The sequence below is a fragment of the Marinimicrobium sp. C6131 genome (genome assembly GCF_026153455.1).
Classification (GTDB): Bacteria; Pseudomonadota; Gammaproteobacteria; order Pseudomonadales; family Cellvibrionaceae; genus Marinimicrobium.
In genome coordinates, this window is record NZ_CP110629.1 from 2139037 (window position 1) to 2155899 (window position 16863).

A 16863-nucleotide genomic window follows, 5' to 3' on the forward strand; every position below is an offset into this window, starting at 1 on the left:
TATCCAACTTATGAAACTCGAAAAAATGCTTCTGTCGAGCCGGCACCCTCTAAATTACAGAATGATTTAACCTATTTCAACTATTTTATTAACCTTGTGTTAATAACAACATACCATAACCATCTTATTATAAAAACCTAGAACCATATATCATCCTTTAATATCGCTATTGACACTTATATTTAACCGTGATTTACTTAATCGAAATGGGCGTACGCCGTAAATCAGTAAACCTAATAAGAGCGAGAATCAACGTGAAGTCACTACCCTGCCTGTTTGCGGGCATCGAAGCCGGCGGCACCAAGTTCAACTGTGTGCTGGGCCGCTCACCGACGGAGATTCTGGAGCGCGCCAGCTTTCCGACCACCCGCCCGGAAGAAACCCTTGGCGCCGCCATCCGTTTTTTTGAGCAGGCCCAGGCCCGGCATGGTGCCATCGCATCGCTCGGCGTGGCCTGCTTTGGCCCGGTGGACCTGTCCCTGAACTCACCCACCTACGGCTTCATTACCGACACTCCCAAAGCGCACTGGTCCAATACCGATGTGGTGGGCACGCTGTCCAAAGCACTGAAGGTACCGGTGGCGTTTGATACCGACGTCAACGGTTCCGCGCTCGGGGAAGGGACTCTCGGCGCCGCTCAGGGGCTGGATGATTATGTTTATGTCACCATCGGAACCGGTGTGGGCGCCGGCGTTGTCGCCAATGGCCAGCCAGTCAAGGGCGCCATGCACCCGGAGGTCGGCCATATGCTTCTGCCACATGACTGGCAGGTCGACCCCTTCCCCGGTGCCTGCCCTTTTCATGGCGACTGCCTGGAAGGACTGGCCTCCGGTCCGGCCATCGAAAAGCGTTGGAACCAAAAGGCCGACACCCTTCCTCAAGACCACAAAGCATGGGACATCCAGGCTGACTACCTGTCCGCCCTGTGCTGGAACCTGACCGTCACCTACTCTCCCCAGCGGATAATTCTGGGCGGGGGCGTGATGAAGCAGAGCCACCTTTTCCCCCGGATCCACGAACGTTTTAGTGGCCACATCAATGGCTACCCCTGCGGTGCCGCCGCAAAAAGCCCGCAGGACTACATCGTGGCACCCATGCTCGGTGGTCATGCCGGGGAAGTGGGCGCGCTGCTTATGGCTCAGGCGATAGCTCCTTCAATGACCTCCACGGCGGCAGGATAGCGGGCCCGAGCACACATCATTCACAACGTAATAACGAGGAGCCACGCACGATGGCTCCCCAAAAAACCACAAACAATAATCCAAGCGAGGTAGTAACCATGAACCATTCACCGGGGGCAGCACCGCCCCGTTCTCACCGTGTCGTCATCTTCAGCACCATCGTGGCCGCCCTGGGTGGTCTGCTGTTCGGGTTTGATACGGCCGTCATTTCCGGCACCACCGGCGCCCTGGAGCGGGAGTTCGAACTCAGCAGCAATGGGCTGGGCTTCACCGTCGCCATTGCCCTGATCGGTACCGTCATTGGCGCCCTGAGCGTAGGCAAGCCGGCCGACTGGCTGGGCCGCAAACGCTCCCTGATGGTCATCGCGGTCATGTATTTCATCTCTGCGGTGGGCAGCGCGCTGGCCACTGTCTGGGGCGAGTTTCTGGTCTATCGCCTGATCGGCGGTCTGGCGGTGGGCGCCGCCTCGGTGGTGGCGCCGATGTACATCGCGGAAATTTCTCCCGCCGCCATGCGCGGCCGGCTGGTGGCGATCAACCAGTTGAACGTGGTAGGCGGTATTCTGCTGGCGTTTCTGTCCAACTATGTGATTGGCCTGTCCATTGACGATGCGACAGCATGGCGCTGGATGCTGGGTATCGAAGCGGTCCCCGCAGCGCTGTTTCTGGCACTGCTGTTTCTCATTCCCTACAGCCCGCGCTGGCTGGTCAAGAAAGGGCGCATTCTTGAAGCCCACGACGTCCTGGTCAAAATGGGCGAGCCCAATGTCGAACAGGAACTGGCGGATATCGAACGCTCGCTGAAGGACGACGACAACGGCGCCTCGGACCGACTGTTTCAGCGCAAGTATATGTTCCCGATTTTCTGCGCCTGGGCCATTGCCATGTTCAATCAACTCTCAGGCATCAACGCATTGATGTACTACGCGCCGCGCATTTTTGAGAGTGCCGGCTTCAGCACCGAGGCATCCCTACTGCAGGCGGTTCTGGTGGGTGGCACCAATTTCATGTTCACCGTCATCGCCCTGTTCATGATCGATAAACTCGGCCGTCGTCCCCTGCTGTTCATCGGCTCCATCGGCACCGCCGCCTCGCTGTTTCTGGTCAGCTTCCAGTTTATGGCCGAGGAAATCTCCGGCAGCCTGGTGCTCTACGGTCTGCTAGGCTTTATTGCAGCCTTTGCCATCTCTCAGGGCGCCGTCATCTGGGTGTTTATTTCGGAAATCTTCCCCAACCGGGTACGAGCCAAAGGCCAGGCGTTTGGCAGTTTCACACACTGGTTCATGGCGGCCGCCGTGTCCTGGTTGTTCCCGGTCTTTGCGGACGGTAACGGCGGGCTGGTATTTATCTTCTTCGGTCTGATGATGGTATTGCAGTTCCTGTTTGTCTGGAAAATCATGCCGGAAACCAAAGGCACATCGCTGGAAGACCTGGAGTACACCCTGCATGTGCGCGACACCAAGCCGGGAACCCCCGAGGCCGCCACGTCGGCCTGACAAGATTATCGAATAATCAATCACTAAGAGACCTATAGCGAGGTATACCATGCACAAGACATTCACTCTCCCGTTGACCTCGGCGCTGGCGCTCGCCATCGCCGGCTGCACCGGCAGCAACACAAGCACGTCGAATACCGACGCGCAAGTGGAGACCCGCGCGCCGGCCGCCACCGCCCTCTATCAGGAGCCATTTCGTCCGCAGTTCCACTACACGCCCAAAGAAAACTGGATGAACGACCCCAACGGGTTGGTGTACCACAACGGTGAGTACCACATGTTCTACCAGTACAACCCTTACGGCGACAAGTGGGGTCATATGAGCTGGGGTCATGCCATCAGCAAAGACCTGGTGCACTGGGAAGAACAGAAGGTGGCCATTCCCGAGGACGAGGAGTACATGATTTTCTCGGGCAGCGCGGTGGTGGACCATCACAACACATCGGGCTTTGGCACCAAAGACAACCCGCCCATGGTGGCCATCTATACCGGCCACAAACAGGCGCCGGAGAAAGGGCAGAATCAGCAACTGGCCTATAGCCTGGACAATGGTCGCACCTGGACCAAGTACGCGGGCAACCCGGTCCTGGATGAAGGCATGGAAAACTTCCGTGACCCCAAGGTCATCTGGCACGAGGAAAGCGAGCAGTGGATCATGGTGGTGGCGTTGTCCACCGACTACAAGATCGCCTTTTACAGCTCGCCCAATCTGAAGGACTGGACCTTCCTGAGCCATTTTGAATCCCCGGAGTCCGAACTGGGTATCTGGGAGTGTCCGGATCTGTTTGCCCTGCCAATCGATGGCGATGAAGACACACGCAAGTGGGTCCTGGAAGTGGATCTCGGTGCCGGAGAAGAGGGTTCCATCGCCGGAGGTTCCGGCGGTCTGTACTTTGTCGGTGAGTTTGACGGCAAGCAGTTCATTCCCGATGAAGACGCCATGCCCGAGAGCGAGTCCGGCCCGCACCAGTGGGTGGACTACGGCAAAGACTTTTACGCCGCCGTTTCCTGGTCTGACGTCCCGGAAGAAGACGGACGCCGCATCTGGGTGGGTTGGATGAACAACTGGCAGTATGCGCAGGAACTGCCCACCTCTCCCTGGCGCAGCTCCCAGAGCATTCCCCGCACGCTGGAACTGGCGAGTCATGACGGCGGCCTGAAGATGGTTCAGGAACCGGTTGAAGAACTGCAAACTCTGCGCGGCGAACAACAGTCACTGAGCAACCTGACCGTCACCAACAACACCCGCTCACTGGCGGACTGGAACATTCAGGGCAAGGCGCTGGAAATGAAAGTGACCTTTACACCGGGGGATGCGGAGGTGGTTGGCCTCAACCTGCGTACCGGCGACGGCGAGAAAACCGTGCTGCGCTATGACGTGGACGAGGAAACCCTGGCACTGGATCGCACCCAGTCCGGACAGGTGGACTTCCACGGGGACTTCCCGGGCGTTCACGTGGCGCCGCTGCCGCTGGATAACGGCCAAGTGGAGCTGCACCTGTTTATCGACTGGTCGTCTGTGGAAGTGTTCGCACACGATGGTGTGGTTGCCATCAGCGACAAGATCTTCCCGCAAGCGGACAGCGAAGGCATCGAAGTATTTGTCGAAGGTGGCAGCGCCACGTTCGATCGCATCGACGCTTGGCCATTGAAGTCCATCTGGTAAGCCAATCACTTACCCATCTACACAAAAAAGCCCCGGCAACTGCCGGGGCTTTTTTGTGAACAACGGTTTTCAATAAACGTTTAAATCATGCGTCGCTCTGGCACACTGCCTTTCAGCAATACGGTTTTGTCCGCGCCAAACGAGGAATAGAAGGGCAGAATACCACCACCCACCGCGATGGCATCCGGCCCCAACTGGCCCGGAATGATGGCCGGTACAAAAATGTCCTTGGCCGCCATGGTGCTCAGACGCCGCTCTACCATCGCCACCAGCTCTTCAATGATAAAGCGCGGCAGGTTGGCATCAATCACAATGGCTTTCAGATCCAGAATGCTGATGGCGGACAGGAAGGCAAAAACCATCGCGTCGGCACAATCGTTCATCCATTCCTGAATATAGATGCGGGCATTGTCAATGTGCTCCGGCAACTCACCGATATGGCTGATCTCAATCCCCTTCTGATTCAGGTACCGGCGCAGAGTCAGCAGCGAAGCCCTTTGGGTCAGCATGTCAAACCCGCCTTTGCCCGGCTTATGCCCGAACAGTTCGGAATGGGGGACAGGCATTGAGGCCAACTCCGCCGCGTTGCCATGCACCCCCGGCTCCAGGTTACCGTGCAGTACCAGACCGCCACCGATAAAGGCCCCAATATTGACGTAAAGAAAATCAGAAATGTCCCGCCCGACGCCCAGTTGCAACTCCGCCACGGCCGCGGCGGCCCCGTCGTTCTCAAAAAACACCGGCAGGTCGATACGACTGGAAATCTCTTCGCTCAAGTTGATATTGCGCCAGCGCTCGGACAGCTCATCGGCCATCTCCAGATCGCTGGGCCAGGCGCCCAGAAACCAGGGCATGGCAACCCCGACCCCGCGCAGGCGCTTCTGCCCGGTTTTATCCAGGTGGTTGCGCAATTCGGGTAACAATTGATCAATCTGCTCGAGGATGTAGTCCGGATCCGGCTGATCGAATTCACGTTTGAACTGGGCCAGTGTTTTGCCACTGAAATCCAGCAACAACAACTCGAGATCGCGCCGCCCGATCTTGATGCCGATGGAATAGGCACCGGCCGGGTTGATGGCGTAGAGGGTAGAGGGTTGACCGAGACCACCGAGGCGTCGCCCTTCGCGAACCACCAGCTCATTCTGCTCAAGATCGTCGACGATACGGGTCACCGCCTGGGGGGTGAGATTGGTGGCCCGCGCCAGATCGGATTTGGACGCGGTGCGGTATTTGCGCAAATGGGTGAGCATCACCCGCTCGTTGTAGCGACGCAGGCCGCTGGAGTTACTGCCCTGACTCATGTGTTCCGGCTCCCGAATGGACTGACTGCTGCCGAATCAATTATTGAATGAGTATTCAACGGCAGCCCTTTGTCAAACATCACCGCAGTTTAACAAAGCGCGGACCATAATGGCCAGCACCTTGTCATTTGTGGGCTGGAACCCCAGCAGCCTGGTTCATTAGTTTTACCGAAGGAGCCACTATCCAGTTATTCCAGCCACACCGGGTAATAGTCGTATTCGCAGTAGCTGGAATCCAGATCACACACTTCCAGCACCGCATAGAGCTTCTCCGGCAACTCATAGATCAGCGGGCTTACATCGGTCACATAGTCATCCAGACCGCAGGCCATGGTCAGGTCCGGGTAGTACTGACAGATGCGGATGGCCTCCTGGTCACAGGGCAAGCCTTCGCCGCAGACTTCGGTGTAGACGCCGTAGCTGCCGGTCAGCGACGGGCGGTCGTTCAGGCGGAAGCTGACCTGATAGTCTTCCAGGCTGTTCACCTGCCAATCAATCTCGAAAATACCGGCATCGACATAGGGATCGAGCGTCAACGGTACGCCCGGGTCCAACGCCGTATCCACACCATAGCTGTCAATGATGTTGAAGGTTTTCAGATAGGGCACAAAATCCGAACCCCGGTGGGGTCTGTCGTTGACGTGCGTGACCTGCACATGGCTTTCATCGCACCCCATCAGGATCAACGCGGCAGTCATCACGATCAGGCTCAGTATACGATTCACGGGGCACCCCCTCTGCATTCCGGTTAACGTAATGCCAGATTACCCCCGGGGATCTGAATCGAAACTGAACACCCGACAAAAAATCAGGTCGCCATCAGGCCGGCCGCGCCCTCCACCAGCAGTTTGATACCCGCGATCAGAAGCAGCCCGTAGCAGGTCCAGTAGAACCATCGATCCGACACCCGCTTATGCAGATAAACGCCCAGCAACACCCCCAACGGCGCGAAGGGCAGAAGCACCAGTGCGGTGGTGACATTGCCGATATTCAATTGGCCGAAAAAGGCATAGGGCACCAGCTTGGTGTAGTTCACCACGCTGAAGAACAGCACTGTGGTGCCCACAAACACCGTTTTGGGCAGGTGTTGAGGCAACAGATAGATGGCAATGGGAGGGCCACCCGCGTGAGCGATATAGCTGACGTAGCCGGACACACCGCTCCAGAAACCGCCCCGCCAGACGCTGGGGCCGTGCGCATGGAGCCGCTGCAGCAGGTATTTGCCCCAGAGGTAGTGGCCCACAAAGTAGAGCGCCATGACGCCGATCATCAGGCGGATCATATCCACACTCATGTACTGGAAGGTCAGGGCGCCACCGAGCAGGCCCAACATGGCCCAGGGAAACATGATCTTCAGGTTGGCCCAGTCCCAGCGGCCGCGAAAGCTCCACAGGCTGACCAGGTCCATGGTACACAGAATCGGCAGCAGAATGCCGGCGGCGACGCGGGGATCGATCATCAGACTCAGGGACGGCACGGCCAGAGTGCCCAGGCCGCCCCCGAATCCACCTTTTGACAGCCCCACCAATAACACCACCGGAATGGCCAGTGCGTAAAACTCCCAACCGCCGATCATCCGCCGCTCCCGTCAAAAAGCGGCCATTGTACCAGCGCTTTGCCCCCTCAAGCGCGGCTATCCTTTGTCGGGATCCCCGCTGGAGCCGCCGGGGCCCTCCTTCTCGAGCCTTTCCAGCTCTTTCTGGTAGGCTTCCAGGTCTTCCCAGTCAAAGGGGGTTCCGGCATTCAGATGATCCGGGTGACGAGCCCGTTCCCTGGCGTGGGCCTGCAGGGAGTGATCTTCGTGCTCGTTCTCTTTGGCTTTTGCGCGCTCACGCTCGTACTTTTTCAAAAACTCTGACGCTTTCATTGCACACCTCCGGACCCCTTGGCCCCAAAAACCACACTTTTCCGTTATCATTAGGACAACATCAGAGGAGTCACTATCCATGCAACTGTTTGGCAGCTATACCTCCCCCTACGTTCGCCACTGCCGCATCGCCCTGGCAGAGACCGGCCTGCGCTGCGAATTCATCGAGAGCGATGCCCGCACCAGCGCCGAGCGCTCACCCAGTCAGAAACTGCCCTTTTTGCAGGACGGCGAACTGCTGTTGACCGACTCGTCCTCCATCCTGCGCTACCTGCGGGAAAAAGCGGGTCAGACTTTCTTTCCCAGTCTTCGCGATTTCGACGACTTCTGCCTGACCAACACCCTGATGGATGCCGCTCAAATACTGCTGGTACTGGAGCGGGACGGCCTGACCCCCGAACACAGCCCGTATCTGGAGCGACAGAGCCGCCGCATCGACACCTGCCTGGATGCCCTGGCCCAGCGCCCGCTGAGCAACCAGGCCCCCTACAGCGACTTTGAGCTGCGTCTGGGATGCGTTCTGGCCTGGGGACGTTACCGGAAGCGCTTCAGCTTCCACCAATACCCCAGTCTTACGGAGCTGCTGGAAGGCCTGGATCAATACGCGCCTTTTGCCGAAACGGCGCCACCCAAGTGATCCAGCTCGACGCCGGCCCAGTATCTGCAGATAGAGCGACCAGACATCCACCCAACCAGCGGTGACCCCGATCAGACGCGAGAACCGACACGACCATGACTGAGCGACAGACCCAGCACCCACAGCGCGGCCGGGCGCCCACTCTGATCGACGTGGCCAAAGTGGCGGGCGTCTCTCCCATTACCGTCTCCCGGGCACTGAATCAGCCCGAACGGGTCTCGGAAAAGGCGCGGGCCAAAGTGGCCGCCGCGGTCGAGAAAACCGGCTACCTGCCCAACATGCTCGCCGGCAGCCTGGCCACCCAGAGCAGCCGCCTGGTGGCGCTGATTGTGCCGACAATCGCCAACCCGATCTTCGCCGAAACCGTCCGGGCCATTACCGAAACCCTGGAGCAGGCCGGGTATCAGACGCTGCTCGGGCTATCCGGTTATTCGGAGGCGCAGGAGCAGGACCTGCTCGAAGCCATTCTCTGCCGTCGCCCGGATGGCATCATCCTCACCGGCCTGAACCATACCGGGATCAGCCGGACCCGCCTCAAGGCCGCCGCCATCCCCATCGTCGAAACCTGGGACCTGGGGGAGCAACCGCTCGACGCCCTGGTCGGCTTCTCTCATCGCGAGGTGGGTCACGCTGTGGGGCAGTATTTGCTGGACCAGGGCCATCGGCGCTTCGTGGCCATCAGTGCCGACGACCAACGCGCCGAAGCCCGATTAGCGGGCTTCATGCAGGCGCTGGAAGAAGCCGGCCTCACCCCCGAGGCCGTTGAGCGACTTGAAACCCCCGCCCGCTTCAGCCAGGGGCGTCAAGCCTTCGCCCACCTGCTGGAGCGGGGCATCCGGGCCGAAGCGGTGTACTGTAGCTCGGACACCCTGGCCCAGGGGGTGATGACCGAAGCCAGGGCGCGGGGCATCGACATTCCCGGTGACATGGCGTTAATCGGCTTTGGCGATCTGGACTTCGCCGCCCATACGCTTCCGTCACTCAGCTCCGTACAGATCAACGGGGCCGAAATCGGCTACCGGGCCGCCCGCCACCTGCTCAATGCCATGACCGGCGAGCACCCACCCGCCGACCCCGTCACCATCGACGTGGGCTTCCAGATCGTCAAGCGCGACAGCGCCTGACTGCCGCTTTTTTTCAAATCCGGGCTTGCAATCCAAAAATGATTGCGCAATCATGACCGCTATCAACCGGCCCCAAGGGCTGAAAAAGCATCCATAAAAACACAGTCGAGAGAATCCTATGAGCCAGCCCAAACGCTCCCCTGAAGAGCTGCGCAGCCATCGCTGGTATGGCGTCAAAGACCTGCGCTCCTTCGGCCACCGCTCCCGAACCGCCCAAATGGGCTACACCCGCGATGACTACGCCGGCAAGCCGGTGATCGCCATCGTCAACACCTGGAGCGACATCAACCCCTGCCACACCCACTTCAAGCAGCGGGTGGAAGAGGTCAAACGGGGGGTCTGGCAAGCGGGGGGCTTCCCGGTGGAACTGCCCGCCTCCACCCTGTCCGAGCCCTTCCAGAAACCCACGGCCATGCTCTATCGCAATATGCTGGCCATGGAAACCGAAGAGCTGCTGCGCGCCTACCCGGCCGACGGCGTCGTGCTGATGGGTGGCTGTGACAAAACCACCCCGGCGCTGATCATGGGCGCCATCTCCGCCAACCTGCCCGCCATTTTTGTGCCCGCCGGGCCCATGCTGCGCGGAAACTGGCAGGGCAAGACCCTGGGCAGTGGTTCCGACACCTGGAAATACTGGGCCGAACTGCGCGCCGGCAACATCACCGAGGAAGACTGGCAGGGGGTGGAAAGCGGCATTGCCCGCTCCCCGGGGCACTGCATGACCATGGGTACCGCCTCCACCATGACCAGCGTGGCGGAAACCCTGGGCCTGTGCCTGACCGGCGCCGCCTCCATTCCCGCGCCGGATTCGCGCCACGCGCAGATGGCCTGCAGCACCGGCAAGCGCATCGTGGAAATGGTCTGGGAGGACCTCACCCCGAAAGACATTCTCACCGAAGCCGCGTTCGACAACGCGATCAGGGTAGCTCTGGCGCTATCCGGCTCCACCAACTCGATTGTGCATATCATCGCCATGGCCCGCCGCGCGGGATTCCCCCTGACCCTCGACCGCTTCGACGCCCTCGCCCGGCACACGCCGGTGATTGCCAACCTGCGCCCCGCCGGTGCCTACCTGATGGAAGACTTCTACTACGCCGGCGGCCTGCCCGCGTTGCAGGAGGTGATGAAATCCCTGCTGGATCTGGACCAGCGCACCGTGACCGGCAAAACCCTGGGTGAAAATATCGCCGGCGCCCGGGTCTTTAATGACGACGTCATCCGTTCCCTGGACAACGCGCTGTCCGAGCGGGACGGCATTGCCGTACTGCGTGGCAATCTCGCACCCGATGGCGCGGTGATCAAACCGCCCGCCGCCGAACCGCACCTGCTGGTCCACACCGGCCCGGCGGTGGTCTTTGAAAACCATCAGGACATGAGCGAGCGCATCGACGACCCGGCCCTGGACATCGATGAGCACTCCATTATTGTGCTCAAAAGCGCTGGCCCCCAGGGCGCACCGGGCATGCCCGAGTGGGGCCAGTTGCCCATCCCGAAAAAGCTGCTGGAGAAAGGCGTGCGCGACATGCTGCGGATCTCCGATGCGCGCATGAGCGGTACCAGCTACGGCGCCTGTGTATTACACGTGGCTCCGGAGTCCCACGTGGGCGGTCCACTGGCCTTTGTACAGACCGGCGACCTGATCGAACTCAACGTACCGGAACGCAAGCTCAATGTCCTGATCGACGAGAACGAGATGGCCCGCCGACGTGCCGCCTGGAAAGCCCCGGAGCCCAAATTCACCCGCGGCTGGGGCGCCCTCTACCAGGCCCATGTCAGTCAGGCCAATGAAGGCTGCGACTTCGACTTCCTGGAAACCATTCCGGTGACCGACATCACCGACCAGGAACCCGATATTCACTGAGGCGCCCAGACCAACACGAGAGAGTCATTATGTACAAAGCCATCCGCACTGCCCTGAACGGTATCTCCGGGGTACACATCACGCCCTATGACAGCACGGGCGAGGTCGATCGGCCGCTGTTGCACAGAGTGGTCGATCGCATCGCCAGCGCCGGCATTCACAACATCGTCACCGGCGGCAACACCGGCGAGTTCTACGCTCAGGACCTGGACGAAGTGGTGCTCGGCTACCAGATTGCGGTCGAGGCCAACGCCGGTCGCGCCAAAGTCACTGCCGGCGTCGGGCGCAGCGGCCGGGAAGCCATCCGCCTGGCAAAAGCCGCGCAAGAGGCCGGCGCCGACGCCCTGATGATCCACCAGCCACCGGACCCCTTCTGCTCGCCCCGGCTGGTCATCGACTATATTCAACAGATCGCCGACAGCACCGACCTGCCCATCATCGCCTACGCGCGCAGCCCCGGTCTGGAGCCGGCTCACTTCGTCCGCCTGGCGAAAATAGAGAATGTGGTGGCGGTCAAGTATGCTGTGCCCGACCCGATCCGTCTGGGTGAATGCATCCGTGCCACCCAAGGCAGCCCTCTACAATGGTTGTGCGGCCTGGCGGAAAGCTGGGCCCTGCCCTTCTACGCCTGCGGCGCCCGGGGTTTTACATCGGGACTGGTAAATGTCGCCCCGGAGTTGTCCTTGGCGATCCACGCCGCACTGGAGCGCGAAGCGATGAGTGAGGCCCGGGCTTTGGTGGATAAGATTGGCGAGTTCGAAAAAATGCGGACCTTTGAATCCAATGGCGCAAATGTGACGGTGGTGAAAGAGGCGATGCAGATTCAGGGGTGGCCAGTGGGGCCGACGCGCGCGCCTGGTGTTGTTGAGTTGAGTGAGACACAGCGTGAGGCGCTGAAAAAGATTTTGAAGGGTTGGTGATGACAAAGGACATCAGGAGACAGTGCTTCGAACGGAATGCTGCGGTGCCAGATTAACGTTTCGGGAAATAGCACCCACACCAACGTTCCATTTGGCACTGAGGGGCGGGAAGGGGGAACACCTTTTCAGGACCGTAAGCGGAGGGACTCCGCGCGTCGAGCCCCCAGGGATGGGTTCACGGCGTGTCCTGAAAAGGTGTTCCCCCTTTCCGGACCGGACGTTGCGACACCACCGAAATTTCACAAGTCAAAATCACAAAGAATCGAATAACAATCAACGGAAAACAGGTGAGAGACTATGCGACGGTTGATCGACCGCTGCTTGATGATAATGGTCCTGGTGATGATCGCGGGGCCACTGCAGGCAGACGACCACTACCCGGCTGAGCTGGTGAAAATTTATGTTCCGTCTTCACCCGGCGGATCCACCGATGCCATTGCCCGGGTGTTTGCCAAACACTTTGAACAGGTAACCGGCAGCGCCGTGGCCATCGTCAACCAGACCGGGGGCGGGGGCGTTATTGCGGCGCATTCCGTCGCGCGATCCAAACCCAATGGCGGCACCCTGCTGCTCTATCACACCGCCCTGCACGTCTCCCACGCGCTCGGCCGGTCACCCTATCAATACAAAGACTTTACCCCATTGGCCACCCTCAGCATGGTCAACGACGTCTACGCCGTGCGCGCCGATGCGCCTTATAAAACCCTGAAAGAAGTGCTCGACTACACCCGCACGCACGACGGCAAAATCACCGTGGGCTCACAGTTCGGCGCCACCACCCAGATCAAGGGCCAGGCACTCACCCAGTTGTACCCCGAAGGCTTCCGGGTGGTGGACTCGGGCAGTGAATCCAAACGGATTACCGCGCTGCTGGGCGAAAAGGTGGACCTGATCAGCATGAGCGTCGCCAGTGCTCTGCAGTTCGAGCGCAATGGTGATGTACGCATTCTCGGCGTCATGAACAACACCCCGGACCCCTTCGCGCCGGATTGGCCCACAGCCCCCAGCCAGGGGGTACCCGCGCATCTGCCCCAGGTGTTTGCCGTCTACGGACCGGCGGATTTACCCGCCGAAGTCATCGAACAGTTTGACGCGGTGATGGCGCAGATTCATCAGGACCCCACCTACCAGAGGGCGATCAAAACCGTGCGCCAGAGTCCCGAATACCGAAATCACAAAGACGCGGCCACTTTTCTGGCTGAAGAATACCGGTTTATTGAAAAAGTGGTGAACCCATGAGCCGGTCCTTCGCTGAACGACTGAATGCGGTGCCCGCCGACCGCTGGTTTGGTCTTGCGACCATCGGCTGCTCCGGTCTGCTGTACAGCATTTACTGGCAGGACACCCTGAAGCCCACCCTGGGTGATCCCGGGCCCATGTTGTTGCCCGGCCTGATCGCCGTGTTGCTGACGATGCTGGGCTTGATTCTGCTGATCAGGCCTTCGACGGATAACGAACCGGAAGAGGAGGCGGATACGTCCGGTGAGTTGCGTCCCTGGCGCGGCGCCTTCTCTGTTCTGGCCGTTCTGGCTTACGCCTGGGTACTGCCCAATCTCGGCTACGCCGTCAGCACCGCCGTATTCTTTGCCCTGAGCACCTGGCTGCTGGGTCGCTTGACGTTGAAGGCCGGAGTGCAATGTTGTGTCGTTGCAGTACTGGTGGCCCTCGCCACCCAGTATCTGCTGGCTTCAGTGCTCAATGTCAGTCTGCCCGAGGGAGAATGGCTCTACGTCCTGAAGGGGATGCTTTATGATTGAGCTGTTCGTCGCAGGCGTCTGGGAACTGTTACAACCCCAGGTACTGATCGTTCTGTTTCTGGCCTGCATTGTCGGGCTGGTGATCGGCGCCCTGCCGGGGCTCAATGCCACCATGGCGGTAGCCATCATTCTACCCCTGACCTTCAGCTTCAATGCCCACTTGGGCATGGCAACCCTGGTGGCCGTGTATATCGGTGGCATCTGTGGCGGTCTGGTATCGGCCATTCTTCTGCGGATTCCGGGTACCCCCTCATCGGTTGCCACCACCTTTGACGGCTACCCGCTGGCCCAACAGGGGCAGGCGGTCAAAGCGTTGGGCACTGCCATGCTCGCCTCCTACGCCGGCGGGATGTTCAGCCTGCTGGTGCTGGTAATGTTTGCCCCGATGGTGGCGCGCCTGGCGATCAATTTCGGTCCCGCCGAGTACTTTGCCCTGTCGGTCATGGCGCTGACCATGGTGGCCGCACTGGCCGGCAAGAGCCTGGTCAAGGGCGCGATCACCGCACTGCTGGGTATGGCGTTCAGTATGGTGGGTATGGCGCCCATTGATGGCACGCCGCGTTTTACTTTTGGAGAGATCAATCTCTGGGCCGGGATCGGGCTGGTGCCGTTCATGATCGGCCTGTTTGCCATCTCCCAGGTACTGCGCGAGCTGTTTCGGGAAACACCCCGGCCCAAGGTGGACATGACCATCAAAGGCGTGGGCGTCACCCTCGGAGAAATCAAGCGCAATATCATCAACGTGTTTCGCTCCTCCGGCATTGGTGTGGGCATCGGCGTGCTGCCAGGGATTGGCGGCGCGGCTTCGAACATGATCGCCTATGCCACCGCCCGCCAGAGTTCCAGAAACCCGGACAGCTTTGGCAAAGGCAATGTCGATGGCGTCTGGGCCTCGGAGTCCGCTGGCAACGCCAGCATTGGCGGCGCCCTGTTGCCATTGATCACCTTGGGGATTCCCGGCGATGGGGTCACGGCCATCATCATCGGCGGCTTCATGATTCACGGATTGCAGCCGGGGCCATTGCTGTTTACCGATAACCCCGACATCGTCGGCATCATCTACGCCGCTTTCTTTATTGCCTGCACCATTACGTTGCTGTTTCAACTGGCAACCCTGAGAATTTTTCCTCGGGTGCTGATGATGCCGCGCCGTTTCCTGCTTCCCGCCATTACCGTACTGGCGGTGATGGGCGCTTACGCGGCGGACAATAACCCCTTTGATATTGGCGTTATGCTGGCCTTCGGTGTCCTGGGCTTCGTCCTGGAAAAATACCGCTACCCACTCAGCCCCATGGTGCTCGGGTTTATTCTCGGCCCCATTCTGGAAACCAATCTGCGCCGGGCCCTGATGCTCACTGACGGCCAGGTGCTGCCCATGGTGACCCAGCCGGTGGCCGCCGGTTTTCTGGTGGTCGCTCTGGCCATTCTCATTATTTCCCTCATCCCACACATTCGTCGTAAACAGGTGTCAACATGAAACTGACAGGACAGGCTTTTATCGGTGCAACCCGGGTCGCTGGACAGGGCAATGCCCTGCAAGCCATGGACCCGGCCGACAACGCAACCCTCGACCCGGTGTACTCCAGTGCTCAGTCGCAGGACGTGGACCGCGCCTGCGAACTGGCTCGACAGGCGTTCGGTCCCTACCGCAAAACCGACCCGGAAACGCGGGCCCGTTTTCTGGAAACCATCGCGGACAACATACTCGAACTGGGTGAGGGACTGATCCAGCGAGCCATGGCCGAAACCGGGCTGCCCCGGGCCCGTCTCGAAGGCGAGCGGGGCCGCACGGTCAACCAACTGAAACTGTTTGCCGAGGTGCTGCGTGCCGATCGTTGGCTCGATATTCAGCGGGACCCGGCGCTGCCGGAGCGCACCCCGCCGCGCCCGGACCTGCGCTCGCGCAATATTCCCCTGGGCCCGGTGGCCGTGTTCGGTGCGAGTAATTTCCCGCTGGCGTTTTCGGTCGCCGGCGGTGACACCGCCTCGGCGCTGGCCGCTGGCTGCCCGGTGATCGTCAAGGCACACCCGGCTCACCCTGGCACTTCGGAGCTGGTCGGACATGCCCTTCAGCAGGCCGTTAAACAATGCGGCCTGGACGAAGGCGTGTTCTCCCTGCTGTTTGATGCGGGCCACGATGTCGGCGCCGCACTGGTGGCTCATCCGGCGATCAAAGCGGTCGGGTTTACCGGGTCCCGCAAGGGCGGAACGGCGCTCATGGCCATTGCCGCCGCGCGTCCGGAGCCCATTCCGGTGTATGCGGAAATGAGCAGTATCAACCCATTGTTTCTGCTCTCGGATGCGCTGGAAGTCGACCCCGAAACCCTGGCCGAACAATACGTCGACTCGCTGCAGATGGGCGCGGGACAGTTCTGTACCAACCCCGGCCTGCTGGTCGCCCGCACCGGCCCGGCACTGGATCGCTTTATCGCCCGAGCCACTGAAAAGCTGCAGGGCTCACAGGGCCAGACCATGCTTACCCCTGGCATTGCCCAGGCCTACAACGCCGGCCTGACCTCCCTCGCGGCGCAGCCGGGAGTGGAGCTGATTGCCCGTGCCCCCGACGCACAGGCCCCCAATCAATGCCAGAGCACGTTGCTCGGTACCCGGGCAGAGCATTTTCTGAAGCAGCCCGAGCTTCAGTCGGAGGTATTTGGCTCAGCGGCACTGTTGGTTCAATGTGACAGCGACGCACAGATGCTCGCCATCGCCAGAGGGCTGGAGGGACAACTGACCGCAGGGCTGCATCTGACCGACCAGGTCGACACCACCCTGGCCAGGGAGTTGATTGAAGTATTGGAAACCCGGGCGGGCCGCCTACTGATCAATGGCTTCCCCACCGGAGTTGAAGTCTGCAGTGCCATGGTGCACGGTGGCCCCTACCCTGCCACGTCGGACGGGCGCACCACCTCGGTGGGCACCCGGGCCATCGACCGTTTCCTGCGGCCAGTGTGCTACCAGAACTTTCCGGAAACCTTGCTCCCAGTTGAACTTCAAGGCCTGTAGAAACCAGCTGGGCGCCAACAATCGAGTAGGGTGAGGCGTCTCCGCCT

At 60.2% G+C, this 16863-nt stretch carries 15 protein-coding genes; 11 read left to right on the forward strand and 4 right to left on the reverse strand.

All coding sequences use genetic code 11. From position 1 onward, the window contains the following. Nucleotides 1-254: 254 nt before the first annotated feature. The 3 genes from OOT55_RS09210 to OOT55_RS09220 are packed head-to-tail and all read left to right on the forward strand — an operon-like array spanning nucleotide 255 to nucleotide 4343. Entirely contained in the window at nucleotides 255-1181 is a 927-nt protein-coding gene (locus tag OOT55_RS09210; RefSeq protein ID WP_265365591.1) for an ROK family protein, read from the forward strand. A gap of 50 nt (nucleotides 1182-1231) precedes the next feature. Next, nucleotides 1232-2677: a sugar porter family MFS transporter gene (locus tag OOT55_RS09215; RefSeq protein WP_265365592.1), complete on the forward strand. Its 1446-nt coding sequence runs from the start codon at nucleotides 1232-1234 to the stop codon at nucleotides 2675-2677. A gap of 49 nt (nucleotides 2678-2726) precedes the next feature. Then, complete coding sequence (locus OOT55_RS09220; protein WP_265365593.1) at nucleotides 2727-4343, forward strand: glycoside hydrolase family 32 protein; 1617 nt, start codon at nucleotides 2727-2729, stop codon at nucleotides 4341-4343. Between the two features lie 80 nt (nucleotides 4344-4423). Here the strand turns inward: OOT55_RS09220 and OOT55_RS09225 are convergent, their stop codons facing one another. The 4 genes from OOT55_RS09225 to OOT55_RS09240 all read right to left on the reverse strand — a co-directional run bounded on the left by OOT55_RS09225 (nucleotide 4424) and on the right by OOT55_RS09240 (nucleotide 7511). Further along, complete coding sequence (locus OOT55_RS09225; RefSeq protein WP_265365594.1) at nucleotides 4424-5644, reverse strand: ROK family transcriptional regulator; 1221 nt, start codon at nucleotides 5642-5644, stop codon at nucleotides 4424-4426. A 188-nt stretch (nucleotides 5645-5832) separates the two neighbouring features. Then, on the reverse strand, nucleotides 5833-6369 hold the full coding sequence (locus OOT55_RS09230) for a hypothetical protein (protein WP_265365595.1): 537 nt from the start codon (nucleotides 6367-6369) through the stop codon (nucleotides 5833-5835). Between the two features lie 83 nt (nucleotides 6370-6452). Continuing rightward, nucleotides 6453-7220 (reverse strand): sulfite exporter TauE/SafE family protein, encoded by a 768-nt coding sequence (locus tag OOT55_RS09235; protein ID WP_265365596.1) that lies wholly within the window; start codon nucleotides 7218-7220, stop codon nucleotides 6453-6455. A 57-nt stretch (nucleotides 7221-7277) separates the two neighbouring features. Then, nucleotides 7278-7511 (reverse strand): peptidase S14, encoded by a 234-nt coding sequence (locus OOT55_RS09240; protein ID WP_265365597.1) that lies wholly within the window; start codon nucleotides 7509-7511, stop codon nucleotides 7278-7280. Between the two features lie 79 nt (nucleotides 7512-7590). Here OOT55_RS09240 and OOT55_RS09245 point away from each other — a divergent pair, with 79 nt between their 5' ends. The 8 genes from OOT55_RS09245 (at nucleotide 7591) to OOT55_RS09280 (ending at nucleotide 16816) form a co-directional block, all read left to right on the forward strand. Next, a complete protein-coding gene (locus tag OOT55_RS09245) occupies nucleotides 7591-8148 on the forward strand; it encodes a glutathione S-transferase family protein (protein ID WP_265365598.1) in 558 nt (185 codons plus the stop codon). A 95-nt stretch (nucleotides 8149-8243) separates the two neighbouring features. Next, on the forward strand, nucleotides 8244-9272 hold the full coding sequence (locus tag OOT55_RS09250; protein ID WP_265365599.1) for a LacI family DNA-binding transcriptional regulator: 1029 nt from the start codon (nucleotides 8244-8246) through the stop codon (nucleotides 9270-9272). Nucleotides 9273-9390: 118 nt separating this feature from the next. Continuing rightward, nucleotides 9391-11133 carry an L-arabinonate dehydratase gene (gene araD, locus OOT55_RS09255; protein WP_265365600.1) on the forward strand — a complete coding sequence of 581 codons (1743 nt, stop codon included), beginning with the start codon at nucleotides 9391-9393 and terminating at the stop codon, nucleotides 11131-11133. 29 nt (nucleotides 11134-11162) lie between these two features. Then, nucleotides 11163-12053: a dihydrodipicolinate synthase family protein gene (locus tag OOT55_RS09260; RefSeq protein WP_265365601.1), complete on the forward strand. Its 891-nt coding sequence runs from the start codon at nucleotides 11163-11165 to the stop codon at nucleotides 12051-12053. 297 nt (nucleotides 12054-12350) lie between these two features. Beyond that, complete coding sequence (locus OOT55_RS09265; protein ID WP_265365602.1) at nucleotides 12351-13292, forward strand: tripartite tricarboxylate transporter substrate binding protein; 942 nt, start codon at nucleotides 12351-12353, stop codon at nucleotides 13290-13292. After that, complete coding sequence (locus OOT55_RS09270; RefSeq protein ID WP_265365603.1) at nucleotides 13289-13810, forward strand: tripartite tricarboxylate transporter TctB family protein; 522 nt, start codon at nucleotides 13289-13291, stop codon at nucleotides 13808-13810. The genes OOT55_RS09265 and OOT55_RS09270 overlap by 4 nt, the downstream gene beginning before the upstream one ends. Further along, complete coding sequence (locus OOT55_RS09275; RefSeq protein ID WP_265365604.1) at nucleotides 13803-15287, forward strand: tripartite tricarboxylate transporter permease; 1485 nt, start codon at nucleotides 13803-13805, stop codon at nucleotides 15285-15287. Before OOT55_RS09270 ends, OOT55_RS09275 begins: the two co-directional genes overlap by 8 nt. Next, nucleotides 15284-16816 carry an aldehyde dehydrogenase (NADP(+)) gene (locus OOT55_RS09280; RefSeq protein ID WP_265365605.1) on the forward strand — a complete coding sequence of 511 codons (1533 nt, stop codon included), beginning with the start codon at nucleotides 15284-15286 and terminating at the stop codon, nucleotides 16814-16816. The genes OOT55_RS09275 and OOT55_RS09280 overlap by 4 nt, the downstream gene beginning before the upstream one ends. The last annotated feature ends 47 nt before the right edge of the window (nucleotides 16817-16863 follow it).